The following is a 26253-nucleotide window of genomic DNA, read 5'->3' as shown; positions in this document are numbered from 1 at the left end:
TCTTATTTTCTTGGAATGAAATTAAAAGACAGAGAGCCTATTGATCCCTGTCTAGTCATTACACCGTACACTGCAGCGTGGTAATTTTCTATATCTTTTCTTCTAAGATAAATTATGATAAAAATTTTTCAAATAGGATTTCCACCGCTGAGGCCACTGTTTTTTCCCCGGCAATCACTTCATTCTCCAATTTTGGCAGGAGATTTTTAATATCTGGGTGATGATAAAAGTGATAGTGCAGCTGGTCGGCAATTAATGCATGCAGCCATTCCCGTGATTGCACTTTTCTTCTTTCGTCAAAGATTCCTGAAGCTTTCCCTTTGGCTTCAAAGGTTTTAATTACATTCCAGACTTCGCTGATGCCTTCCTTGGTATAAAATGAGCAGGTGTGTGCCTTTGTGACCCAGCCTTTGGTAGCTGGCTGCAAAAAATGAAGGATTCGATTGTACTCATGCCTCGTTTTTTCCGCCTTCGGTAAATTATCGCCATCTGCCTTATGGACAATAATCGCATCGGCAAGCTCCATGATCCCTTTCTTCATCCCTTGCAATTCATCACCGGCACCGGTTAAGACCAGGAGCATGAAGAAATCAACCATGTCCCTGATAATCACTTCACTTTGCCCGACCCCAACAGTTTCAATCAAAATCACATCAAAACCGGCCGCTTCACAAACAAGCATCGTTTCTCTAGTCTTTCGATGGACTCCGCCCAGCTTGCCGGCGGAAGGAGAGGGGCGGATAAATGCCCGCGGATCCCTCGACAGCTGCTCCATTCTGGTTTTATCACCAAGGATACTGCCGCCGCTGATGCTTGAACTCGGATCAATAGCTAATACCGCCACCTTCAATCCCAGGCTGCAAAGATGCATCCCAAACGCTTCAATAAAGGTACTCTTCCCGGCTCCCGGGACACCGGTTATGCCAATACGAATCGAATGACCGCTGAATGGCAAAAGCCTTCGCAACAATTCCTGCGCCTTTTGAAAATGCTGCTCCGCGTTACTTTCAATCAACGTAATCGCCCGTGCAAGCAGACCTCTGTTACCGTTTAAAACACCATCAAATAATTGATTAACTGAAGGCTCAAGTGCACTGCGTTTGGCAAAGCGACTGTTTTTTTTAAGGGATGCTTGAACTTCAAGCTCCTCCCCCTTTCTTACCACACTTGAACAGAGCTCCGGATTCTTCGGGTCGTTCCATTCAGGTTTATAATCAGCTGTCATTTAATTTGACACTTCCTCATAACCGAGCTGCTGATAGATCGCCTTGATGACCTTTTGTGCCGCTACCGGAATTACCGTCCCTGGTCCGAAGATGGCAGCAGCCCCATGTTCATATAAAAATTGGTAATCCTGTGCCGGAATGACGCCGCCGACAACCACCAAGATATCCTCACGGCCCAGCTTTTTCAGTTCATCAACCAGCTGGGGCAACAATGTCTTGTGTCCAGCAGCAAGCGAACTCATCCCGATCACATGGACATCGTTCTCAACCGCTTGTCGTGCCGTCTCTTCCGGTGTTTGAAATAGTGGACCGATATCCACATCAAAGCCCAGGTCGGCAAACGCCGTAGCGATGACCTTGGCACCGCGGTCATGACCATCCTGCCCCATCTTAGCTATTAATATTCGCGGTCTTCTTCCTTCATTGTCAAGGAATTCATCGGACATTTCTTTGACAATTCTAATTTCCTCTTCATTGCTAAAGGCCGAACTGTAGACACCGCTGATGGATTGAATGGCTGCTTTATGTCTGCCGGCAGCCTTTTCAATCGCATCGGAAATTTCTCCAAGGGTCGCCCGTGCACGTGCTGCCCTAACGGCAAACTCTAACAGATTCCCTTCACCAGTTGCCGCAGCTTGAGCCAGGGCTGTCAATGCCTCTTCCACCTTTTGATCATCACGGCTCATTTTTAGGGCGTTTAATTTCTCGATCTGTTTTAACCGGACAGCGGTATTATCAATATCTAAAATATCAATCGGTTCTTCCTTTTCCAAGCGATAGCGGTTGACCCCGATGATGGTTTCCTTGCCGGAATCGATTTGTGCCTGTCTTCTCGCAGCAGCCTCTTCAATTCGCATCTTTGGCAGCCCGGTTTCAATCGCTTTGGCCATACCGCCAAGATTTTCAATCTCCTCGATATGGCTCCAGGCACGCTTAATCAATTCATCGGTTAATTTTTCAACATAATAAGAACCAGCCCATGGATCGATTACCTTGGTAATTCCTGCCTCTTCTTGAAGGAATAACTGGGTATTGCGGGCTATCCGGGCGGAGAAATCTGTCGGCAGTGCGATTGCCTCATCAAGCGCGTTGGTATGTAAGGATTGCGTGTGCCCCATTGCCGCGGCATGAGCTTCAATCAGCGTCCTCGTAACGTTATTAAATGGATCCTGCTCCGTCAAACTCCAGCCTGATGTCTGCGAATGAGTCCGGAGCGCCATTGATTTTTCATTTTTCGGGTTAAAGGATTTCATCATTTTAGCCCAAATCAATCTGGCGGCCCGCATTTTGGCAACTTCCATGAAATAATTCATGCCAATTCCCCAGAAAAACGACAGCCTTGGGGCAAATGAGTCGATATCAATGCCGGCTTTAAGTCCGGTTCTTACATATTCCAAGCCATCCGCCAAGGTGTAGGCTAATTCTAAATCTGCTGGTGCTCCAGCCTCCTGCATATGATAGCCGGAAATACTGATGCTATTAAATTTCGGCATATACTTCGAGGTATATTCAAAAATATCAGCAATGATTTTCATCGACATCTCTGGCGGATAAATATACGTATTTCGGACCATATATTCTTTTAAAATATCATTTTGAATTGTTCCAGATAGCTTTTCTTGACTGACCCCCTGCTCCTCGGCCGTGACAATAAAGAAGGCAAGAACCGGAAGTACTGCCCCGTTCATCGTCATCGAGACAGACATTTGATCAAGCGGAATTCCGGCAAATAACGTTTTCATATCAAGAACAGAATCAATCGCTACCCCTGCTTTCCCGACGTCGCCGACGACACGCGGATGATCAGAATCATAGCCCCTATGTGTCGCCAAGTCAAAGGCGACCGATAAGCCTTTTTGTCCCATCGCCAGGTTGCGGCGGTAAAAAGCATTGCTTTCCTCCGCAGTTGAAAATCCGGCATACTGTCTGACTGTCCAAGGACGATTTACATACATGGTGGGATAGGGGCCCCTTGTATATGGCGGCAGTCCCGGGAGATGATCAAGATGCTCAATGCCTTCGCGATCTTCTCCTGTATAAAGTGGTTTTAATTTAATATGCTCATTTGTTTCAAACAGCAGTTCTTCAATAGAGCCTTCCAATTCCTGCTCCGCCTTTTTCTGCCACTCCTCTTTCGTCATTAGTGGCTGATGATCAGACAATGTTATATGTTGAAAATCAGGCTTGTTGTGATTCATCGAAGGTCACCTCCCATTCTTCAAGCATTCCCGCAAGAGTTTCATAGCAATTGCTTTTCACATGGATAAACTGTGTTATTCCATCCGCAAGCCACTGGCTCTGATTTTCTTTATCAGGAAGTCCTGCCAGGAAAAATTTCAGCTTTGGAAATTCTGGTTTTAAAGTCGTTAACAGCTTATGACCAAGCTGTTCATATTGCTCATTTGTTCCGCAAAAGACAACGAACGGCGATGGTAACTCTGTTAAATACTGTCTGGCCTCAGCAACGGTTCCAATTGGAGGACTGTCAACAGTTTTAATCCCACCTGCTGAAAGAAACCCTTTCATAAAATCAGCTCTTGCTTTGTGCTGCTTTAATTCGCCAAGGCATAGAAGTCCTACAGTCAAAGCCGCTCCTTTTTGTTCCGCTAGTTTTTTTGCCTTGCTACGAAGTTTTTCGTAAGGCTCCGCTAGTCTGCGCTGCGGTATTGCCGCTATATTTTTATTTTGCTTATCGTGAAGAGACGTTTTATAAAGAGCTGTTTCATCCGGTCTGGCATAAACATTCGTTCCAATGATGCTTTGTTTTCTGGTCTCGATGTCGATCCTCTTTTGTGCAAAAACGGCCGCTATTTCCTGCTGCAGCCAATTTGTTTTTAAAACCTCAAGGATTCCGCCCTTGGCATCAATTGTTTGAAAGAGCGCCCACGCCTTGTCTGCCAACTCTGTTGTTAAGGCTTCTATATACCAAGAACCACCAGCAGGGTCAACTACCTTCTGTAAAAGGGCTTCCTCTTTTAAGATCAGCTGCGTATTTCGGGCAATTCGCTCTGAAAACGGACTGGAACCGGTAAGCTGATCAAAGGGTTCGACATGCAAATACTGAACACCGCCTAAAACAGCCGCAAAGGCTTCATTTGCGCCACGAAGCAGATTGACATGCGGGTCAAAAACTGTTTTTGTAAAGCTGGATGTAACAGCCGCAATCTGCATACCCCGTGCTTTTTCTTCGGCACGATAAAGTTCACTGATGCGGTTCCACAAGATTCTTGCCGCGCGAAGCTTTGCCAGTTCCATAAAGAAGTTTGAACCGATTGCGAACTGAAATATCATTTTTGACAGTGTTCTCTCCGGTTCGATCCCGTATTCTGTCCGTTTCTCCAAATAAAATACACCTGTAGCTGCAGCAATTGCTAACTCCTGAACCGCATTGGCCCCGCCGTTATGATAAGAAGTTGTATCGATGAGGATCGTGCGTAAATTAGGAAAACGATCTTCAGCTTGCATTACGTCTACTGACCATTCTTTAAAGACTGTCTCTGTTAAGACCCCCTCCTCAGCAAACAAGGCAATCGGATCATTGGCAATATACCCGGTTAGCTGTGTGCCATCGATTGACAAAGCGGCAAGATTATTTAATAGCGCGGCTTGGTGCCATTTAGAATTAATTGCAAAAGGATAGTTTTGAATTATTTCAGTTGGTAATTCCGATAAATGGGGAACAACCTCTTCCGAAACCTCAAAGGAAATAGCGGTTTGTCCTCGCTTGAAAGCTTCTTCCAGCTTCTGTGTAAGCTCTCCTACTGTTTCATAGGAAATTCGCTGGGCAACCTTCCATTCATTAATAAGATAACCTAATGGATCAATCCCCCTCCGGAAATCGGTCCCGCCCGGATAATTCGATACCGGCCTTTCATCTTCCCGAGTATAAAGCGGTTTTAAAGTAATAGTTTCATATGTATTACTTTGCAGGGATTCTATCTTTCTCCCTTTTAATGATAATTCAGCTTTCTCAATCCAATCGTCTAAAGATTTAATTGGAAAATTCTGACTCCTTATTTGATCCAAGCTTCTTCTCCCCCTTCCGTCTGCTTATAACTTTATTTTAGGATACAATGAACAATCAGGCAATGAAAACAGAATATTTAGCTAAATGAAAACTTCCGATTGGCGAGTCCATAAGCACGAAGACAGAGGTGGAGCTGTATTATCCTGGCCTTTTAGGAAAAAATAAGCCGCCAATGAAAAATACAATTGGCGGCTTTCCAACAACTGTTAATAAATTGAAGTTGTTGTTTTAGAGATATTTTCGATAATATCCTTTAATCTTGCCAGGAAGCGCCCGCAAACCAGACCGTCTAAGACACGGTGGTCAAGTGACAGACAAAGGTTCACCATGTCACGAACTGCAATCATGCCATTGCTCATCACAACCGGCCGTTTAACAATTGATTCAACCTGCAGAATAGCTGCCTGCGGATAGTTGATAATACCCATGGATTGAACAGAGCCAAATGTGCCCGTATTGTTAACAGTAAAGGTTCCGCCCTGCATATCTTCGGGTCGCAGCTTGCCGGCTCTAACCTTCTCAGCCAGTTCAGAAATTTCACGGGCAATTCCTTTAATCGTTTTTTCATCTGCCTGTTTAATTACAGGAACAAATAAAGCATCATCCGTAGCCACGGCAATGGAGATATTGATATCTTTTTTCTGGATTATTTTATCTCCTGCCCACATTGAATTGATTTGTGGAAATTCCTTCAGTGCTTGTGCCACAGCTTTTACAAAGAAGGCAAAGTACGTAATATTAAATCCTTCTTTTTTCTTAAACTCGGTCTTAATTGAGTTACGATATTCCACCAGATTCGTAGCGTCCACTTCCACCATTGTCCATGCATGTGGGGCCTCATGCTTGCTGCGCAGCATATTGGCCGCAATTGTTTTACGGATACCTGTCACCGGAATTTCAATATCCCCGGAAGAGACCGGAATATTGACAGCAGGTGCGGGTTGAACTGGTGCTCCGGCCGCTTGACCTGGCAGCTCAGATGGAACGACCGCTTCGTCAACAGCCTGCGTAGCTGCGGATACTGCTGTTTGACCGGCAATTGGAATATTACCCGACTCGATTAATTTCAATAAATCTTTTCTGGTGATCCGTCCACCGAGACCGGTGCCTGACACCTGGTTTAAATCAATGCCGTGTTCCTGAGAAAGCTTCAATACTGCAGGAGAATAACGGGATTTATTTACATGGTTGGCTGCGGCAATATTTTCTGCTGCCGTTGACACCTTTTGCTTATCATTAGAAGCGATTACTTTGGCATCAGGGTCGCGGCTGTCTTCGATTTCAATCGTACAAATAATTTCTCCCACAGCCAGGGTATCGTCCTCGGACGCTACCAGCTCTTTAATGACGCCTGTAAAGGACGAGGGTATTTCTGCATTTACTTTATCTGTCATGACCTCGGCCAGTGGGTCATATTTATTTACCTTATCTCCGGGTTTCACCAGCCATTTACTAATCGTACCCTCCGTTACGCTTTCACCCAATTGCGGCATTTTTATTTGTTCTACTGCCAATGGTCTATACCTCCTATGCGATTATTTCTTCAGGACCAGTTAGAATTCAGCCAATTCCCGCATTGCTTTTTCAACCTTATCTGGATTGATGATAAAGAATTTTTCCATTGTCGGAGCGTATGGCATTGCCGGAACGTCTGGGCCTGCCAGTCGTTTGATCGGAGCATCCAATTCAAACAAGCAATGTTCTGCAATGATTGCCGCTACTTCGCTCATGACACTGCCTTCTTTATTGTCCTCCGTTACTAGTAAAACTTTTCCTGTTTTGGAGGCCGCTTCAATAATCGCTGCTTTATCCAGGGGATAAACGGTACGCAAATCAAGAATATGTGCTGAAATTCCGTCTTTAGCTAATTTTTCTGCCGCCTGAAGGGCGAAGTGAACACAAAGTCCATAAGTGATAACCGTGATATCTTCTCCTTCGCGTTTTACATCCGCTTTGCCAATTGGCAGTGTATAGTCTTCAGCAGGAACTTCCCCTTTAATTAAGCGGTAGGCCCGCTTATGTTCGAAGAAAAGAACGGGATCATTATCGCGAATTGCTGCTTTTAACAGTCCTTTCACGTCATAAGGTGTTGACGGCATGACAATTTTGAGGCCCGGCTGATTCGCAAATACTGCTTCAACAGATTGGGAATGATAGAGGGCGCCATGAACACCGCCGCCATACGGTGCTCGAATAACAATCGGACAATTCCAATCATTATTGGATCGATAACGAATTCTTGCAGCCTCCGAAATGATTTGGTTAACGGCCGGCATGATAAAATCAGCAAATTGCATTTCCGCTATTGGACGCATGCCGTACATGGCTGCACCAATGCCTACACCGGCAATAGCCGACTCCGCAAGCGGTGTATCGATGACTCTTTCTTCACCAAATTGATCATATAAACCTTGCGTTGCTTTAAAGACGCCGCCCTTTTTCCCGACGTCCTCCCCTAGGACAAAAACCTTGGGGTCCCTTTCCATTTCTTCGCGAATGGCCATTGTTACAGCATCAATATAAGAAATGACTGCCATGTTTCATCCTCCCATCAATTCCCATAAACATGTTTCAATGCATCCTCCGGCGCTGCATACGGAGCATTTTCGGCATATTCAGTAGCTTCATTTACCTCTTTCATGACGCGGTCATTAATTTCCCTTTCTGTTTCCTCTGTCATCACACCCGTTTCTTTCAAATAGGCCCCAAAGGTGATAATTGGGTCTTGCGTTTTCGCTTTTGCCACTTCATCCGGGGCCCGATAGGAGCGGTCATCATCATCAGAGGAGTGTGGAGTCAAGCGATAGGAAACTGTTTCAATTAAAGTAGGTCCCTCGCCGCGGCGCCCCCGATCTGCCGCTTCACGGACAACCTTATAAACCTCTAAAGGATCGTTTCCGTCTACCGTGAAACCTGGCATACCATAGCCAATCGCCCGGTCAGATACCTTTTCACAAGCTAATTGTTTTTCAATTGGTACGGAGATAGCGTATTTATTATTCTCACACATGAAAATAACAGGAAGTTTGTGAACACCGGCAAAATTAGCACCTTCATGGAAGTCCCCTTGGTTGGAAGATCCTTCTCCAAATGTGACGAAGGAGACGAAATCCTTCCTTTCCATTTTTCCGGCCAGGGCAATCCCGACTGCATGTGGAACCTGTGTTGTTACAGGGGATGATCCCGTTACGATTCGATTCTTCTTTTGTCCGAAATGGCCAGGCATCTGCCTTCCCCCAGAGTTAGGATCCTCTTTCTTGGCAAATCCGGACAGCATAAGTTCTCTTGGGGTCATTCCGAATGTCAAAACCACTCCAATGTCCCGATAGTATGGGAGCACGTAATCTTTGTTACGATCCAAAGCAAAAGCGGCGCCGACTTGAGCGGCTTCCTGCCCTTGACAGGAAATGACAAATGGAATTTTCCCGGCACGATTTAACAGCCACATTCGCTCATCGATGCGACGGGCTAAAAGCATCGTTTCATACATCTCCAACACTTTATCGTCGCTTAAACCTAACGCTTCATGACGCTTCTCTACCATTTAGTTCATCCTCTCGTCATTTTTTATCCAACATGTAACAGCAGTTACTCATAGTCCAGATTAATTCAGCAAATCGCCAGATTCTCAATATATCTTCTGTTTTAGTCAAAAAAGTATCCCTTTAAACTTAACCGTGAATTGCGATTCCATCCACAGCCAGCGCCGCTTCCCCAATAGCCTCTGACAACGTTGGATGAGGATGAATTGTATGGGCAATTTCCCAAGGTACAGCATTTAATACCATGGCCAGCCCAGCTTCTGATATCATGTCTGTCACATGCGGGCCAATCATATGCACGCCTAATAGATCATCCGTCTCTTGATCGGCAATCATTTTTACAAAACCATCCGATTCTCCAAAAACAAGGGCCTTGCCAATTGCTCTGAAGGAAAACTTGCCAACCTTCACTTTCTTTCCTGTTTCAATTGCCTCTTGTTCAGTCATTCCGACACTGGAAACCTCCGGATTACTGTATATGCATCTGGAAACCAGATGGTAATCAAGCGGCGATGGATTTTTCCCAGCTATATGTTCCACCGCAATAATTCCTTCATGTGATGCAACATGTGCCAATTGAAGGCCGCCGATCACATCGCCAATGGCATAAATGTGAGATTCCTTTGTTTGAAAAAATTCATTGGTGACAATAAACCCTTTTTCAACTTGAATTTCCGTATTGTCAAGACCAATCCCTTCTGTATTTGCCTGTCGTCCTACAGAAACAAGCAGCTTGTCAGCGTTAAATTCTTTTACTGTTCCTTTAACCTCTGCAGATACGGTAACACCTTGATCCTTAACCAATGTTTCGGGCAAGACCTTAGCACCCGTGATCATTTCTATTCCCTTTTTCTTCATGATCCGCTGCATTTCCTTAGAAATATCATGATCCTCCGTGGGGATAATTCGATCCGCATACTCAATAATAGTTACTTTCACTCCGAAATCAGAAAGCATGGAGGCCCATTCAACCCCAATAACTCCACCACCGACTATAAGGATAGAATCAGGCAAGGTTTTCATTTCCAAGGCCTCGTCGGACGACATGACATATTCTCCGTCAATTTCCAGACCCGGCAGGCTCCTTGGTCTTGAGCCGGTAGCAATAATCACATTTTTCGGGATAAGGATTTCATTTTCAGTCCCATTATTCATTTCAACCGAGATCGTTCCCGGCATTGGTGAGAATATCGATGGACCGAGAATCCGGCCAATCCCTTCGTAAACATCAATTTTCCCCTGCTTCATAAGATGCTGAACCCCTTTGTGAAGCTGGGTGATAATTTTTTCTTTTCTTTCCTGGACTCTTCCAAAATTTACCGATATATCACCAGTCATGACGCCGAAATCTTCACTTCGCTTTGCCGTGGCAAATACTTCGGCGCTTCTTAACAAAGCCTTGCTAGGAATACAGCCTTTATGTAAACATGTCCCCCCAAGCTTTCCTTTTTCGACAATTGCTGTTTTTAAACCTAGTTGTGATGCCCGTATCGCTGCAACATAGCCGCCAGTGCCCCCGCCTAAAATTACTACATCATACTCATGTGCCACTTTTCGTTCCTCCTGAATTTGATATTTTAGATTCTATATATTTCCCAGGATATACTTTTGCTTCCTCCTCTCCACGTAAAACCCTTAAGGCTCCTTCCGCTAATGCTTGAAGTTCATTTTCTCCCGGGTGGACCAGCACATCTGCAATCCAATTAATTCTATTCGAAATGGCCGTGACAAAATCCTTCCCGTAGGCCAAACCACCTGTTAAAATAATCGCATCTACTTTACCGGAAAGTGCCGCACTTGCAGAACCAATTTCCTTGGCAACTTGATAGGCCATAGCTTCATAGACCTGTTTGGCCTTTTCATCGCCAGCGGCAATGCGCGCTTCCACTTTTAGGGCATCATTTGTTCCAAGATAACCAGCCAGTCCGCCTCGGCCAACAAGCATTTTCATAATTTCTTCCCTGTAATATTCTCCAGAAAAACAAATCGACACTAAGTCTCCCGCAGGCACTGTACCAGCACGTTCCGGGCTGAACGGACCTTCACCATGAAGTCCATTATTCACATCGACCACCCGACCATGTTTATGGACACCAACTGTAATTCCCCCGCCCATGTGGGCAACGATAAGATTTAATTCGCTATAATCTCTTCCTAATTCCTTTGCAGCTCTTCTTGCAACTGCTTTTTGGTTCAGAGCATGAAAGATACTTTTCCTTTCAATCAAGGGGAATCCCGAAAATCTGGCAATGGGCTCAAGCTCATCAACTACGACTGGATCAACAATAAAGGAAGGAATATTTAAACCAGAAGCAATCGCATGGGCAATGATTCCACCAAGATTAGAGGCATGCTGGCCTGAATAACCGGCCCGTAAATCTTGCAGCATTAATTCGTTGACAGCATAAGTCCCCCCTTCAATCGGCCGGAGAAGACCGCCGCGCCCACAAACAGCACTAAATTTTGAAATATTGATTCCCTCATAATCAAGTATTTCAAGAATTATCTTCTTTCTGAATTCGTATTGATCGATAATATTAGTGAAGGAATGAAGCATGTCGGCGTCATGGCGAATTATTTTTTCGAGTAGCAGCAGTTCGTTATCGAAGATTCCAATCTTTGTAGATGTTGAACCAGGATTGATCGTAAGTATTCGATACACAGTTTCCGGCAATACGATAACCTCCAAAACAGTTACTTTAACAAAGGCAAAGACACTGAATTCCCCGGATTCAGTACTTTGCCTTTAGTTTCTTCAAGTCCTTATCTTGATCTTCTTCGACTTAAAATGTGATGTCCATTTTGTAAAAATTGGCTTCTTGAATTTCGCATTCTTTCTATTCTTTCTTCAGCCATCCGATCCGCTGCTACATAGGTTGGGATACCGTCACGCTTTGAAATCTCAATAATTTTTTCAATGCTGTTATAAATCGTTTCTACCTTTTTCATGGCCCGTTCGCGATTATAGCCATATAATTCGTCAGCAACATTAATGACTCCACCGGCATTAATCACATAATCAGGGGCATAAACAATGCCTAATTCATGAATGATATCTCCGTGGCGTGCATCCTTTAATTGATTATTGGCTGAACCGGCAATTACTTTTGCTTTTAACTGGGGAATCGTTTCATCATTGATGGTCGCCCCGAGTGCACAGGGGGCATAAATATCACATTCTACACTGTAAATTTCGTCCGGATCGACAGCCTTGGCAGAAAATTCGTCTACTGCCCGCTTCACTGCTTCTTTATTAATATCTGTTACGATTAATTGTGCGCCTTCTTCATGCAGGTAACGGCAAAGCGTATAAGCGACATTGCCAACACCTTGAATGGCAACTGTCTTTCCTGCTAATGAATCAGACCCAAAGGCTTCTTTTGCCGCTGCCTTCATTCCGCGATAGACTCCGTATGCTGTCACTGGAGAAGGATTGCCTGACGAACCAAACGCCGGTGAAATACCGGTAACATAGTCGGTTTCTTCGTGAATTAGATCCATATCGGCTACGGTTGTTCCGACATCCTCCGCGGTAATATAACGGCCGTTTAGTCCTTGAATATAGCGACCAAAAGCACGGAACATTTCTTCGTTTTTATCCTTTCGCGGATCACCGATAATGACTGTCTTACCACCGCCAAGATTTAATCCGGCTGCGGCATTTTTATACGTCATCCCTCTTGCTAAACGAAGGGCATCTTCAATGGCTGCTTCCTCAGAAGCATAAGTCCACATTCTTGTTCCTCCGAGTGCTGGGCCAAGAGTGGTATCATGGATGGCAATAATCGCCTTTAAACCAGATTGTTTATCTTGACAAAATACAAGCTGTTCATAATCATATTTTTCTAGGTAGTTAAAGATTTCCATATTGTTCATTCCTCCTAAATTTTGCAGCAGGCCGCACCTTATCAGTCAAGAAACATTCGAATTAAGATCAGCAAACAATGCTATTCAGTAGCACAACATAAGGCCAAGGCGAGAGAATGCAGCTTACTTTCGGAACTGTCAGCTCTTGAAGTTAAAACAATCGGCGCTTTGGCACCGGAAATGACCGCTGCAACCTTTGCTTTGGCAAAATAAACGAGTGATTTATATAAAACATTTCCAACTTCAATGGTTGGAACTAATAATATATCAGCATTACCAGCAACCTCGCTGTGAATTCCTTTATGTTTCGCTGCCAGGTTGGACACGGCGTTATCTAATGCCAGCGGTCCATCGATGGAACATCCGTCAATTTGTCCACGCTTATTCATCATCGTTAAAGCGGCTGCATCCAATGTAGCTTGCATTAGAGGGTTCACAGTTTCCACTGCAGCAATTGGAGCAACTTTTGGATGGTCGATGCCAATTGATTGGGCAATCAATACCGCGTTCTCGATAATTTGCCGTTTTTGTTCCAAATCCGGTGAAATATTCATCGCCGCATCGGTAACAATCAGCAAGCGATCAATTTCCGGAATCTCAAAAACGGCTGTATGCGATAGAATATTACCAGTTCGTAAACCGAAGTCCTTATTTAACACTGCTTTTAAAATAATATTTGTCGCGAGATTGCCCTTCATTAAAACGTCGGCTTCCTTGCTAGAAACTGCCTTGACGGCACATTCTGCTGCAGAAGCACTTGAATCTGTATGAACAATTTTAATATCATACTTCGTTGTATCTAATAATGCCTTGATTTTTTCCTGATTTCCGTAAAGAATAAAACGTGCTAAATTCCGTTCAGATGCCTCAATCACCGCCTTGATCACTTCAGAGTCCTCTGCTTCGGCAACTGCGACTGTTTTGGTGTTTATTTGGGCTGCTCTTTCGATAAGTGATTCCAGCAACAAGTTGTCATCAACCCTTTCCTCCTTAACTCGAACTCTAATATTTTTAAATGCAAGTATTGTGCCAAAAATATTTTTGAAAACGCTTTAACTTTTCCGTATATATGATGCAATAAATTTCACACTATGAAATTTATTGCATGCTATTGTTTTCAAATTTATATTTTTCGAGCTTGTAATATAAATTTCTTACGGATAAGCCAAGTGTTTTAGCCGTTAATGTTTTATTTCCATTAAATCTTGAGAGAGTTTGCTGAATAATTCTAGCTTCATATTCATCCAGCAAATCCGCCAAGCTACGCCCTATGCCAAGCGGTTGGTGGCTGGCTTGCACATCTTCTTTGTGATGAGTGTTGTTTTTCAATTCCGGTAAATGATGGACATCGATTAGCAACTCATAATTGCTCATAAAAATCATCGCTCTGCCAAGAATATTTTCTAATTCCCTGACATTTCCCGGCCAGTCATACTCGATTAACTGAGTTAAAGCTGCCTCGGTAATCCCCTCCACATTTCTCCCATAATCGCGGTTTATTTTTTGAATCAGTCGCTCACATAATGCCGGAATCTCTTCTTTGCGGTTTCTGAGCGGCGGAATATGAATGGGCATCCGATTAAGACGGTAATATAAGTCTTCCCTAAACGTTCCGCCCGCAATCCCTTTTTCCAGGTTGACATTTGTCGCAGCAATTACCCTTACATCAATGGTGATCGGCTTTGTACCACCGACACGAATGATTTCTCCTTCCTGAAGGACACGCAAGAGCTTTGCCTGTGTATTGGCTGAAAGTTCTCCGATTTCATCAAGGAAAATACTTCCGTGATTTGCTTCTTCAAATAACCCTCTTTTGCCGCCTCTTAAGGCACCGGAAAAGGCCCCCTCCTCGTAGCCAAATAATTCACTTTCCAACAAGGATTCTGAAATGGCGGCGCAGTTTACGCGAATAAATTTATTGTATTTTCGGTCGCTGGCATTATGGATTGCATGGGCAAATAGCTCTTTTCCCGTCCCTGACTCCCCGCGCAATAGAACGGTAGCCGGCGTCTTCGCGCCAAGTTTAGCCTGTTCAATGGCCAGTGCCATTTCATCCGATTTACCAATAATATCCTCAAACGTGTATTTTGCCTCAAGCTTTCGAATTAACTGCCGGGCCCGATTTAATTCTCGACTCAGCGATTTCATCTCCGACATGTCATGAATAACACCGACGCTGCCCTTTAATTTACCATTGACGATGATAGGGGCCACATTGACGATGACTTCCCTTTTATTCGGGCCCACCCTCATTGGTACTCCACGCACTGCACGTCTTGTTTGCAACACCTTCATATGCATACTTTCGCCTTCCGAAATATCAGCTGTTGCCGGCTGACCAATCACCTGTTCCTCGGAGAGACCGGTTATTCGGGTATAGGCGGGATTTATCAAAATCCCCCGGCCATTTTCATCGACGACAGAAATCGCATCATCGCTAGAATGGATAATTGCTTGCAGCATCGTTTGAATTTCCTTTAAATTAGTGATCTCCTCAGCAAGTTTTACCGCTTCAGTAATATCTTTAAAGACGGCAACGGCCCCGATTAATGATCCGTTCGCTTCCACAATAGGAATACGCGATGTAATAATTTTTCGACCATTGCCCAGCACCATTTCTTGGTTTGTCTCAATCCTTCGGGTTTTAAGAATAATCGGAAGCCGGCTTTCGGGGATGATCTCCGTTACATGTTTTCCGATTACCTCTGATTTCCTAACCCCCATCATTTCTTCAGCCCGTTTATTAAACAAAATAACAAACCCGTTATGATCAATGACAACCATTCCGTCATTCGTAGAGTTAAAGATCAACTCCTGCAGATATGATTCATATTGATGCTTCCTGATTAATTCTTCTTTCTCTTCCATCAGCCTTGATAATAGAAAGGCGACACTCCCCGGAATTAAAATTGTTTTTTTCTTTTTTTCGTTTCGCAGCTGTTGAAATACATTGTCATCACCAGTTACCTCGATGATGATGTCGATATTTTCGTTTAATAACGGCCTCCAATCGCTTCCGGTTTTAATCCCTTGCTGTTGTGCCAATAAAATTCCTGATGCCTTTGTATTTCGATCGATGACCGCAAAAACATTTAGTACTTCAGATTCCTTTAATATTTTAAAAATTGCCGTGCCGCCTTTACCTGCACCTACAATCATAACGTTTTGCATCATTCCACCCCTTTTAGTTGGAAATTTTTTTCATTGGAATTTTGCAATATTTTTCATAATAAATTGTAGCGTTAAACTGAATTCTTGACAAATTCCTTCTATGTAATATTATTTTTTTAAGTGGATAATAGTGGATGTAAATAACAATGGAAGGAAATACATATGACACGAATCATTGCCCTCTTCATTCTCTTAATCCCAGGCTGTTTAGCTGCATTGGGAATCAAATTAATGCGCGACATGATCTTTGGAGTGCTGCAACCGCCATTTCCTAATTTATGGATCCAATTTATTGGTGGTTTATTATTTTTTGTCATCGGTTTAGCCTTCATTGGCGGATTTATTCTTCACCGCGACCGCAAAAGAAATAAAGTCCAGGCTAGATTTAAACAAAAAAGATAAAAGAGGCTATTATTACGGCCTCTTTTCATATTGTTTTTTAACTTTTAAAGCCTTGACAGGATTATCGGTAATGACAGCAGTGCAATTCAGCTTAAAAATCCGCTTTAAATCAGCTTCTCTGTTAACGGTATAGGGGCGTACGGCAATTCCATTTTCCATGGTTGTCGTGATAATATGATCAGGAATGGTTGAATGCTTTGGATGAATTCCTTTCGCCCGAATCGATTGCGAATAAACCCACGGCATATAAATGGCTTCCAAAAAGAGGGGAGCTGTTTCAATTTCTGGAGCCAGCCGGTAACTATAAACGATGCTGTAATGATTAAACGAGGAAATAATAATCCGATCGGCCAAATCATACTTATATACAAGCTCAATCACTTTTTCTTCCATACCTTCATATGGAAACAAGCCATTTTTCATTTCAATATTGCATAATAATTTGTTCGTTTTCAGCCATTCAAAAACTTCCACCAACGAAGGAATTGGTTCCCTTTTTACTCCTTTTTTATTGGCATTTAGTTTTCTAATTTCTTTATATGAATAATCTTTCACAAATCCATGTCCATTCGTGGTGCGATCAACTTTTTCATCATGGATTACGACAATTTCACCATCTTTGGTTAATTGAACATCAAGCTCTAAACCATCTGCACCGGCTTTTTCTGCTCCCATAAAGGCACTCATGGTATTTTCAGCGAAAGAAGCGGAGTATCCTCGATGAGCTAATATTTGTGTCATTCCTTCACTTCCTAACTTTAAATAGGGAACTGACTTCCTATTGAAAATTTCCTATAGAACAGATTATGCATATGCGCCTGTTTATTCTCATTAAAAATTAAATCTTGCTAAAAGTCAAAAAGCCTCAACCATGAGTTTGAGTCAAGTATTTGTGGGCAGTTTTTTTATCTCCACAGAAGTGAAAGCGGATTCACTTATTTAGAGTGCTCTCTTGATAGAAAATTTGTCTTTTTTAAAAACCGGCCAACTCTTTTAATGCTTTGTACACTGGAATATTCGCCTTGCCTTTTAGGTAAAGGATATTATCCCTTGTAGCTTCACCAATCGTGCTTTTCACCTTTTCCACATAATGTCTCGGGGGGTTCTTTTCTTCCTTGGTTTCTGTCCATCTTTCCACTCGCCCGAATAGTGTTCTCAAAGCTAAATGATCGAGGAATGCCACCAATCCGGTGATCATGGCACTTACGCCTTTTTCCACCCAACTACGCCCATTTTTGAGCCTTTTTGCGAAGACTCTCATTGTTCCCTCTGCACTTCCCATTGGTCTCATTCCAGATGTCTCAATCCCCTGCTCTTTAAGCCATTCTCGATAATCCCTGAGGGCTTCGGGGTACTTTTCGAGCTGACGAAGCAACTGGTCCAGCCGTTCTTCTTGTTCCCTCGTTTCAAGAGTTCCGACGGCACTATTTAATTCTGTAAGTAGTTTCTGACTGTCATAGGACGCGAGAGCCTTTTGCATTTGGCGATAGCGAGGGTGGTTACGGAACAGGCTGCGAATATCTCGTGCCACGTGAAATCGGTCAATCGAAAAGAAAGCCCTGTCCTTGAAATGCTCACGGCAGGCTGTGATCCAACTAGCACCATCACCGTTTATCACCAGTTTGTGGACAGTGGGGTCATACTCGAAATTCTCGATGAGAAAGTCCTCAAACGCCTCCCAAAAGGGCTGTTTCCCACGGTGAATAAAATGCCGTTTATCTTTTAAACTTACCCGTTTTCCGTTAATTTCCCAGCCTTGATGAACCGCTGCTATTTTTTCTTCCTTTCCTCTTTTTCCTTTTCCCTGACGTTTCACATATATACCGTCCACCTCCACAAATAACACTGAGCGGTGTATAGGCTGACGCTCTTTTGGAATACTGGCAACCTGTAACAGATGTTGACGTATAGCTTCGTGACTGATCACACGGTAACCTAAAAGTGTTTCAAGCGATTCTGCGGCCTTTCGGTAAGAAGGCCCTGTAATGGCAAGCTCTAGAGCGGCTTCCTCAATAAGGGGACTGAAGGTACCTGCCCCTTCAAATTCCAAATAACGATCAAGGAGATAGACATATTCATTTTTCTCTCTATCACGGTAATAGTTCCGTTCAATCGTGATTTCCCCAAAAAGGCTGTCTAACGTGGTGGTACGCTTATCGAGTAGACGATAACGCTTTTTATTACGCTCTTCGGCAATCTGTTGGTCCATGTCCTCTAAAAGAGTCTTCATAACCCCTGAGAAGGTTTCCTGTAATTGCCTCCAAACTAATTGTTCAATCTGTTTTAAATTGGGATATATTGTGCTATTCTTTTGCATGAGGGCTTCCTCCTTTGGATTGGGTTTGGTCGACTATGATTCTACCAAGGAGTAGCCCTCTTTTTCATGTATTTAGCTTAGAACACTACCGCGCTTTCGCTTGGTGGCCCCTTCATTTGGTGAGCGATCTGACAATCCCTCACCAAATGAAGGGGTTAAATTTTGCCCACATTAATTTTACTCATACCAACCATGAGGCTTTTTGACTTTTAAGAAGCTTTATGTTCCAAGCGCAATTTATCTGCTACCATGGCAATAAACTCGGAGTTTGTTGGTTTTGCTTTAGACATGCTGACAGTATATCCAAATAAAGAAGAGATTGAATCAATATTTCCACGGCTCCAGGCTACTTCGATTGCGTGACGGATTGCCCGTTCAACCCTGCTGGCAGTGGTGTTATATTTTTTAGCGATATCCGGATATAAAACTTTTGTAATTGACCCTAACAGCTCAATATCGTTAAAAACCATGGCAATGGCTTCACGTAAATATAAATAGCCCTTAATGTGTGCCGGAACACCGATTTCATGAATAATGCTGGTAATGCTGGCATCCAGATTTTTCGGCTTCGATTCCGTTTGGGAACGATAGGTTGGTGATGAACCTTTGCGAGCCGTCATCGATTGGCTGTTACCACTGACTTGGCGAATGTGATTGCCTAAATTCTCCATATCAAATGGTTTTAGAATAAAGTAGGAGGCACCTAGTTCGACTGCCTTTTTCGTCACATCTTCCTGACCAAACGCTGTTAACATGATGACATTTGGCAGTATTCCTTTTTTCATTTCACGAAGTCGCTCAAGAACGGCTAAGCCATCCAAATGTGGCATAATAATATCTAAAACTAACACATCAGGGTCAGTGGTTTTAAGCATTTCTAAACATTCTTGACCATTATGAGCGGTTCCTGCCACTTCCATATCATCTCTGAGAGGAAATATATTCCTCTAACAATCCTACTAGTTCTCTATTGTCATCCACGACACAGACTTTGATCTTCTTCAACTTCAGTTCCTCCTCAAGTATATCCAATTTCTAATTATTCATGACTGTTTTCTTTCTTACCTACTATTCTAAATTAGAAATTCGACAATGCAATTAAAATTCCTTTCATTTTTTTTATTTTTCTTAAAATAGGGAAAAAATCTTATCTTTTCTTCGTATTTCTCTTTATTTCGACGTAAATCGCAGATTTCCTATAAATCCGCAAACTCGTTGTCGAATATTCACTGCTAAATCAAAAAGCAAAATAGGAAATAAGACCTATTTTGCTTTCTGTGCTGTTTTTGAATTAACTCGCTTTATGTTTTGACATTTCATATATATTAATTCCTGCTTCATTCAGCATCCATTCAATATGGACCCCATACCCCGAAGTTGGATCATTGACAAACACATGAGTGACAGCACCAACCAGCTTTCCATCTTGAATAATCGGACTGCCGCTCATCCCTTGAACAATTCCACCTGTTTTTTCTAAAAGCTTAGGGTCGGTTATTTTTATGACCATGCCTTTCGTAGCAGGAAACTTTTGCGGTATTGTACTGACAATTTCCACATTAAATTCTTCCACCTTGTCATTATTTACGACCGTCAAAATTTTCGCCGGACCTTCTTTAACTTGATGAGATAATGCAATAGGCAGCGGCTTATCCATGATGCCATTGGACAAATCCCGATTTAATTTTCCAAATATCCCAAAGGGGCTATTCTTATTAATGCTTCCGACAATTTCACGATCATTGGAGAAACGGGCGAGTTTTTCTCCCGGGTCGCCATTACTCCCTTTTTCAATGGAGGTAACAGTTGATCGAACAATTTGTCCATCTTCCACTACAATGGGCCGCTTTGTATCCATATCTGAAATCACATGGCCAAGGGCTCCATATTTTTTGGTTTGTGGGTGAATAAAAGTCATGGTACCAATTCCTGCTGCCGAATCCCTAATATATAATCCCAGTTTATAGGAATTTTCGGTCTTGTCTTTTAATGGGGTTAGCTTTGTTGAGAATTTTCCATTTTCTCTGCTGATGACCAAGTTCAAGGCTTTCTTGTTTTGACCTGCAGCCTGCACATATGGGGCAACATCTGTCATTTTTTCAATTTTGTTTCCGTTTATTTCGGTAATAATATCTCCAACTTTGATTCCAGCCAGTTCACCTGGAGATTTTTTTCCTTCTGGTGTATTCACTAAGTGGTGACCAACCACTAAGACGCCAACTGTATTTAATTTAACACCGATCGACTGGCCGCCTGGAAATACCCGAAAATCTTTTAATACATTTACATCGACCTTTTTAATCGGAATCCCGGCATATTCCAACAGCATTTCATTTTTGCCTGTTTCCATTGCCAGTAAAGAGACCGAATGTTTTTCCTGATTAAGTGAAATATTTGAATTAGATGCTAGTCTGGCTGTAACCGGAGCAGCCTTGTTTAGGCTATATTTCTGTCCCTCAAACAGAAACAATGTCTTTGGGATACTTACATATTGCCGCAATGGGTGAAAAAAAATAATACTGATTAATGAAACAAGGAGAATTCCACCAATAATTTTTCTAATAATCTCTAGCTTCAAACTTTTCACTCTCCTCGCTTCTATTTGCTGCTAAAAAAATGGCTACATCATTAATTTTGCCTCCTTAACAGCCATTTATAACTTCGTTTGATATAAAAAAGCTACCCAAGTTGGATAGCTTTTCAAGTTCTTTTTGTTTCCGCTGCCAGATGAAGTAGCTCCTCTGCATGCTGCTTTGTCAAATCGGTAATTTCTACTCCGGAAATCATCCGGCTGATTTCCTTAATTTTCTCTTGTTCAGTTAATGCGGTTACAGCCGTTGATGTTCTACCTTCTTTAATCATCTTAGATATAAACAAATGGGTGTCGGCCATGGCAGCAACCTGAGGCAAATGGGAAATGCATAAGACCTGAGAATCGAGCGCCACTTTATAAATCTTTTCAGCAATGGCCTGAGCAACCCTGCCGCTTACTCCGGTATCCACCTCATCAAATATTATCGAGGTAACACCCTGGTGCTTGGAAAAAATACTTTTTAATGCCAGCATAATCCGAGACAATTCGCCACCCGAGGCAATTTTTGTTAAAGGCTTTAATGGTTCACCAGGATTGGTCGAAATATAAAATTCAACATGGTCTGCGCCATTTCTGGAAAAATGATCCTGTTCCGTTTCAAAGCGTATTTCAAAAACGGTTTTATCCATATACAAATCTTTTAGTTCTTTATGTATCAATCCTGTCAGCTTTTCTCCCCATTTATGGCGAAGTTCTGTCAGCTGTTTGGCTTCAATTCTCAAATCTTTTTTAATGGAGTTCAGTTCCTTTTCCAATTCAGTTATATGTGTTTCTTTATTTTGAATGGTTTCGATTTCCTCTTCAATTTTGGCTGCATATTCTAATATTTCCGGAATTGTTTTCCCGTATTTTCGCTTTAACTGGTTGATTTCATTTAAGCGATCTTCAATTTCATTTAACCTTTGCGGATCATACTCTAAAATATCCAATTGATTTCTTAATGATCGGGCAGTATCTTCTAATTGGTAATAACTGTTGGCAACTGCCTCATATAATTCCTTATAAGATGCATCCAGCGAGGCGGCATTTTCCATATGTCCCATAACCAGGCCGATCCAATCCAGCCCTCTTTGTTCACCTTGCAGGCCGGAAAAGCTTAATTGAATCGCTTCATAAATTTTTTCAAAATTCGCCAGTTTCCTTTTTTCTTCAAGCAGCTCTTCATCCTCATTGAGCTTTAAATTTGCCTTTTGGATTTCATCATATTGAAATTGGATTAAATCCAGCCTATGTGCCATTTGCCGATCATTTTCGCTCAGCGCCTTTAACCGGCTTTGCGTCTGTTCAAAGCGATGAAATATTTGCTGGTACTCCTGCAAGGAAGCTGCAATCTCCCCGGCACCAAATTGATCAAGTAACGGTAAATGTCTTGTCTCATCCATTAGTTCTTGATGTTCATGCTGCCCGTGAATATCAACCAGTGTTGCCCCCACTTCGCGAAGAATGGAGATCGTTACTAACTTGCCATTGATCCGGCAGACACTTTTTCCCGAACGAAAAATATCACGCCTTAAGATAACCATTCCTTCTTCGATATCGATGCCAAATTCGAGCGTCTTGCCGTAAACAGGATGATTGGGATTATCAATTTGAAATAAGCCTTCTATTTCAGCCTTATCCTCCCCATGCCGGACAAATTCTGCCGATCCTCTCCCGCCTGTCAACAAATGAATGGCATCGATAATAATTGACTTCCCGGCACCGGTTTCGCCGGTTAACACGGTCAGCCCCTTTTCAAAGGAAATCGATACCTTTTCAATGATTGCAAAATTTTTAATTGAAAGTTCTGCTAGCAAGGAACACTCCCCCCATTAAAGCATCTCTAGGAACCGTTTCGAAACGATTTCAATATCCTCAGACGTCCGGCAAATAATCAGAATCGTATCGTCACCACATATCGTTCCAAGGATTTCTTCCCAATCTAAATGATCAATTAAGGCACCGATCGCCATTGCATTGCCAGGAAGACACTTCATGACTAATAAATGACCAGCCGAATCAAGTCTAACGAACGCATCAATAAGTGCTCTTTTTAATTTTTGTAATGGATTAAATCGTTGATCTGCCGGCAAACTATATTTATAACGTCCATCACTTAAAGGAACCTTCACAAGATGTAATTCTTTAATATCACGGGAGACGGTAGCCTGGGTAATATTATAGCCCTCTGCCTTTAATGCATCGACTAACTCATCCTGCGTTTCGATATCCTGGCTGGCAATAATCTCCCTAATTTTGATGTGTCGTTGTCCTTTATTCATTCATTTTGTCACCCCAACGTATTTTTATAGCGCTTCGGCGATAAAGGCCGCTTCATCTTTATGTTAGCCCATTTTCCCGAAATTGTATATTTATTCCTGAATTATTCATACCTGCACATTAGTCAATAAAAAGAAATCTAGAAATTCAATTTGGTGCACAATTGCCATTAATTTATTTGTAAGTTACCTATTCATGGAAATCGCTAAGTGGCATGTCTTAAAATGTTAGGTTTTTGAGCATACTACTCCCTTGGTCTTGAAAGTTGTTTTTAAATATTGGCTGCATTACATTTGTCTGTTGATTTCCGTTCCGGGCGCTTGCTTTCCGCAGGGAGGAAGTCGAGCCTCCTCGGCGTTCCGCCTGTGGGGTCTCGACTTTTCCTCTACATCCCGCAGGAGTCAAGCGCCCTCCACTTCAATCAACAGTGTGTAAAAATCAAAATCGCACATTAACACAGCCCAAATTAGATAGCAGATAAGTTTTATTCCAGCTTTAGCAGTTGAATTCTCTGTAATACTTTCCAAAAGAATTCTTGGTACACAAAACTGGAAGACAACTTAAAGTAAAGTGATCGTCCTGATTTCACTAATTTACTTGCGACCTTTATCAGTCTTGTTCGAATGGTTTCGATTTGTATGCTTTTTTGTCCCTCTGGAAAACAAAGCGTACGAAGCCAATTTGTTAGGTTATATGCCAACAAGCTCAACATCATCTTGGATTCATTTACTTGAAAAGAATGGCTGTTCATTTTATCCAAACCAAATCCATTCTTAGCTTCCTTGATATAGTTTTCCATTGTGCCTCTTTTTTTGTACGCATTCACGATATCCTTCGGGGAAAATGCGTCTATCAAGTTCGTTACAAAAAATGAATTCGTGAAAAACAATTCGCCCGCAGGGCGAACAGATTGGATGATAACTTTTCTAGGCTTAGACCATGATTTTGCTTGATATTCGGTTTCCTCATAATAAATCTCTGGTTTTGTTGTATCGGCTGGAATGGAGGCAGGATGTAGTTCATCAGCGAGACGTTGCAAATTGGCATTTGATTTTAAACGAATCACATAATAAACCGACTCTTCCTCACACAAATCATACAAAGCTGGAACAGCAAAGCCACTATCCCCTCGTAGGAATGGGACAATCGCTGGGAATTTCTCATTATAATGTTCGATAAGAGGCTTGACAAATTCCACGACACCGTTGGAAGTATAGACATTTCCCGGTCTTAGTTGGGCCTTTAAAAAATCACCAGTTATTCCATCAAAAGCAACCAATGGATGGAAACCAACTGTTCCGTAATGAGAATTGTAAGATGTGGATTCCTGTTTTCCATACGTATCGGCATGTGTAGAATCCAAGTCGATAATAAGTGCCTTAGACTCTCTAATTTGATTCACTTTGTCTAAAAGTGCTTGATTAGCTTGATTTAATTGCACAATAGATTCCTTATCAAACCGTGCAAAAAAGCGGGATAAGCTAGGTTGGGAAGCTAATGCTTCTGTTCCAATGATTTGCGTAAACACGGGATCCTTCGTTAATTGATCAGCTGCATCATCTTCGGAATATCCAGCAACGATTTGATAAATCTTTTGACGAAGCAAGTTTTCATTCGAATGAAAAAAGTAGAGTCTTTCGTCTTTTAGTTGTAGGTATTTAGTTAATGTCTCTGAAAACCCTATTTTCTCATCGAATTCTCTAAAAATGAATTCACCGGTATCAGAAGAAAGGGAACCTCCATCATTTGACAATTTAATTTGACGATTGAAATTTAGGGTTAATTGCGGTAAAGTAGCCATTATAAGAATCCTTTCTGTGGTTATTTCGTAGTTGTTTTAACCTTATCAGAAATGGATTCTTTTTTCATTTATTAAGTGCATTAAAAATCGACTGAAAAGCTGATTAAATAGGAGAAAGCAGCCTATTTCAAAAAAACTGTGAATAATTCAGGTTATTATTTGGTTTCGGTAAATATAAAAAACACACAATAGGATAAGCTTTTCACTTACCCTATTTATCCTGTTTCGTATGAAATTCTGCATGTGCTTGAGAAACAATTTCATGAGGAGTTACTGGCAGCTGATTAACTCCGGTTTCCTTCTCCCCATCCCATCTAAGATGCAGCAGGAATTCAATATTTCCATCCCCGCCAGTTATCGGAGAATATGATAAATCACGGACAATATATCCTTGAGCAATCGAAAAATGAATGATCTTTTCAATGACTTGGAGATGCACCTTAGGATCCCGGACGATCCCTTTTTTACCAACTTGTTCCCGGCCAGCCTCAAACTGTGGCTTTACTAAGGCAATAATATCGCTTCCGGGAACGAGAAGTGTTTTTAATACCGGTAAAATTAACGTTAGCGAGATAAAAGAAACATCGATGGTTGCAAAATTTGGCATCTCTCCCGTAAGATCAGCAGGTGTAACGTAACGAAAATTAGTTCTCTCCATCACCACGACACGCTCATCCTGCCGCAGCTTCCAAGCAAGCTGATTATAACCGACATCAAGGGCATACGACCGTTTTGCCCCATTTTGTAAGGCACAGTCAGTAAACCCCCCGGTTGAGGCCCCAATATCCAACAGAACTTTATCTGTTACATTGACATCAAAAACTTTCAGGGCCTTTTCCAATTTTAAACCGCCACGGCTGACATATGGTAAGACATTACCTTTTACAACAAGCGGAGTGTCAACTTTTACTTTTTCTCCCGGTTTATCCAAGCGTTCTTCATTAGTATAGACAAGTCCTGCCATGATCGCTCGTTTTGCTTTTTCCCTTGTGTCAAACAAGCCTTTCTCTACCAGTAAAACATCTAAACGTTCTTTGTTTTTCATGTT

Annotated in this window: 19 protein-coding genes and 1 pseudogene; 1 reads left to right on the top strand and 19 read right to left on the bottom strand. The window is 42.3% G+C overall.

The genetic code is table 11. The annotated features are described in order from the left end of the window. Positions 1-112 precede the first annotated feature (112 nt). The 11 genes from meaB to RCG24_RS02310 form a co-directional block, all read right to left on the bottom strand. Positions 113-1225: a methylmalonyl Co-A mutase-associated GTPase MeaB gene (gene meaB / locus RCG24_RS02360; protein ID WP_308078230.1), complete on the bottom strand. Its 1113-nt coding sequence runs from the start codon at positions 1223-1225 to the stop codon at positions 113-115. Further along, positions 1226-3424 (bottom strand): methylmalonyl-CoA mutase, encoded by a 2199-nt coding sequence (gene scpA, locus RCG24_RS02355; RefSeq protein ID WP_308078229.1) that lies wholly within the window; start codon positions 3422-3424, stop codon positions 1226-1228. It abuts the gene before it with no gap. Continuing rightward, entirely contained in the window at positions 3405-5252 is a 1848-nt protein-coding gene (locus RCG24_RS02350) for a methylmalonyl-CoA mutase subunit beta (protein WP_308078228.1), read from the bottom strand. Before RCG24_RS02350 ends, scpA begins: the two co-directional genes overlap by 20 nt. Before the next feature lie 207 nt (positions 5253-5459). Further along, positions 5460-6767, bottom strand: coding sequence for a dihydrolipoamide acetyltransferase family protein (locus tag RCG24_RS02345; RefSeq protein WP_308078227.1), 1308 nt, complete (start codon positions 6765-6767; stop codon positions 5460-5462). A 39-nt stretch (positions 6768-6806) separates the two neighbouring features. Further along, complete coding sequence (locus tag RCG24_RS02340; RefSeq protein WP_308078226.1) at positions 6807-7790, bottom strand: alpha-ketoacid dehydrogenase subunit beta; 984 nt, start codon at positions 7788-7790, stop codon at positions 6807-6809. A gap of 14 nt (positions 7791-7804) precedes the next feature. Then, the gene (locus tag RCG24_RS02335) at positions 7805-8797 is read right to left on the bottom strand and encodes a thiamine pyrophosphate-dependent dehydrogenase E1 component subunit alpha (RefSeq protein WP_308078225.1); all 993 of its coding nucleotides are present in this window, start codon (positions 8795-8797) and stop codon (positions 7805-7807) included. Positions 8798-8924: 127 nt separating this feature from the next. After that, positions 8925-10346 (bottom strand): dihydrolipoyl dehydrogenase, encoded by a 1422-nt coding sequence (lpdA, locus tag RCG24_RS02330; protein ID WP_308078224.1) that lies wholly within the window; start codon positions 10344-10346, stop codon positions 8925-8927. Beyond that, positions 10336-11469, bottom strand: coding sequence for a butyrate kinase (gene buk, locus RCG24_RS02325; RefSeq protein ID WP_308078223.1), 1134 nt, complete (start codon positions 11467-11469; stop codon positions 10336-10338). Before buk ends, lpdA begins: the two co-directional genes overlap by 11 nt. 89 nt (positions 11470-11558) lie before the next feature. Next, the gene (gene bcd, locus RCG24_RS02320) at positions 11559-12662 is read right to left on the bottom strand and encodes a branched-chain amino acid dehydrogenase (RefSeq protein WP_308078222.1); all 1104 of its coding nucleotides are present in this window, start codon (positions 12660-12662) and stop codon (positions 11559-11561) included. A gap of 80 nt (positions 12663-12742) precedes the next feature. After that, positions 12743-13630: a phosphate butyryltransferase gene (yqiS, locus tag RCG24_RS02315; RefSeq protein WP_374049116.1), complete on the bottom strand. Its 888-nt coding sequence runs from the start codon at positions 13628-13630 to the stop codon at positions 12743-12745. Between the two features lie 130 nt (positions 13631-13760). Continuing rightward, positions 13761-15833, bottom strand: a complete 2073-nt coding sequence (locus RCG24_RS02310; RefSeq protein WP_308079089.1) for a sigma-54-dependent Fis family transcriptional regulator — start codon at positions 15831-15833, stop codon at positions 13761-13763. Between the two features lie 162 nt (positions 15834-15995). Between RCG24_RS02310 and RCG24_RS02305 the strand changes: the two genes are divergently transcribed. Then, positions 15996-16235 carry a DUF2627 domain-containing protein gene (locus tag RCG24_RS02305; RefSeq protein WP_308078221.1) on the top strand — a complete coding sequence of 80 codons (240 nt, stop codon included), beginning with the start codon at positions 15996-15998 and terminating at the stop codon, positions 16233-16235. Between the two features lie 12 nt (positions 16236-16247). On the opposite strand, the gene RCG24_RS02300 is transcribed toward RCG24_RS02305, so the two are convergent. From RCG24_RS02300 to RCG24_RS02265, 8 genes and pseudogenes are all read right to left on the bottom strand, one after another. Next, positions 16248-16976, bottom strand: coding sequence for a glycerophosphodiester phosphodiesterase (locus RCG24_RS02300; protein WP_308078220.1), 729 nt, complete (start codon positions 16974-16976; stop codon positions 16248-16250). A gap of 232 nt (positions 16977-17208) precedes the next feature. Then, positions 17209-18552: an ISLre2 family transposase gene (locus RCG24_RS02295; protein ID WP_308077365.1), complete on the bottom strand. Its 1344-nt coding sequence runs from the start codon at positions 18550-18552 to the stop codon at positions 17209-17211. Positions 18553-18761: 209 nt separating this feature from the next. Further along, a pseudogene (spo0A, locus tag RCG24_RS02290) lies at positions 18762-19557 on the bottom strand (sporulation transcription factor Spo0A). Positions 19558-19843: 286 nt separating this feature from the next. Continuing rightward, positions 19844-21139, bottom strand: coding sequence for a SpoIVB peptidase (gene spoIVB / locus RCG24_RS02285; RefSeq protein ID WP_374049115.1), 1296 nt, complete (start codon positions 21137-21139; stop codon positions 19844-19846). A gap of 113 nt (positions 21140-21252) precedes the next feature. Continuing rightward, positions 21253-22941 (bottom strand): DNA repair protein RecN, encoded by a 1689-nt coding sequence (recN, locus tag RCG24_RS02280; RefSeq protein WP_308078218.1) that lies wholly within the window; start codon positions 22939-22941, stop codon positions 21253-21255. A gap of 15 nt (positions 22942-22956) precedes the next feature. Next, the gene (gene ahrC / locus RCG24_RS02275; RefSeq protein WP_308078217.1) at positions 22957-23406 is read right to left on the bottom strand and encodes a transcriptional regulator AhrC/ArgR; all 450 of its coding nucleotides are present in this window, start codon (positions 23404-23406) and stop codon (positions 22957-22959) included. A 482-nt stretch (positions 23407-23888) separates the two neighbouring features. Next, complete coding sequence (locus tag RCG24_RS02270) at positions 23889-25205, bottom strand: IS1380 family transposase (RefSeq protein WP_308077762.1); 1317 nt, start codon at positions 25203-25205, stop codon at positions 23889-23891. 211 nt (positions 25206-25416) lie between these two features. Then, positions 25417-26250, bottom strand: a complete 834-nt coding sequence (locus RCG24_RS02265) for a TlyA family RNA methyltransferase (RefSeq protein WP_308078216.1) — start codon at positions 26248-26250, stop codon at positions 25417-25419. Positions 26251-26253: the final 3 nt, after the last annotated feature.

It is taken from the genome of Neobacillus sp. OS1-32 (genome assembly GCF_030915425.1).
GTDB classification, from domain to species: Bacteria; Bacillota; Bacilli; order Bacillales; family Cytobacillaceae; genus Neobacillus; species Neobacillus paridis.
Note: the sequence above shows the minus strand (reverse complement) of the source record. Positions and strands in the feature narration are given on the sequence as shown.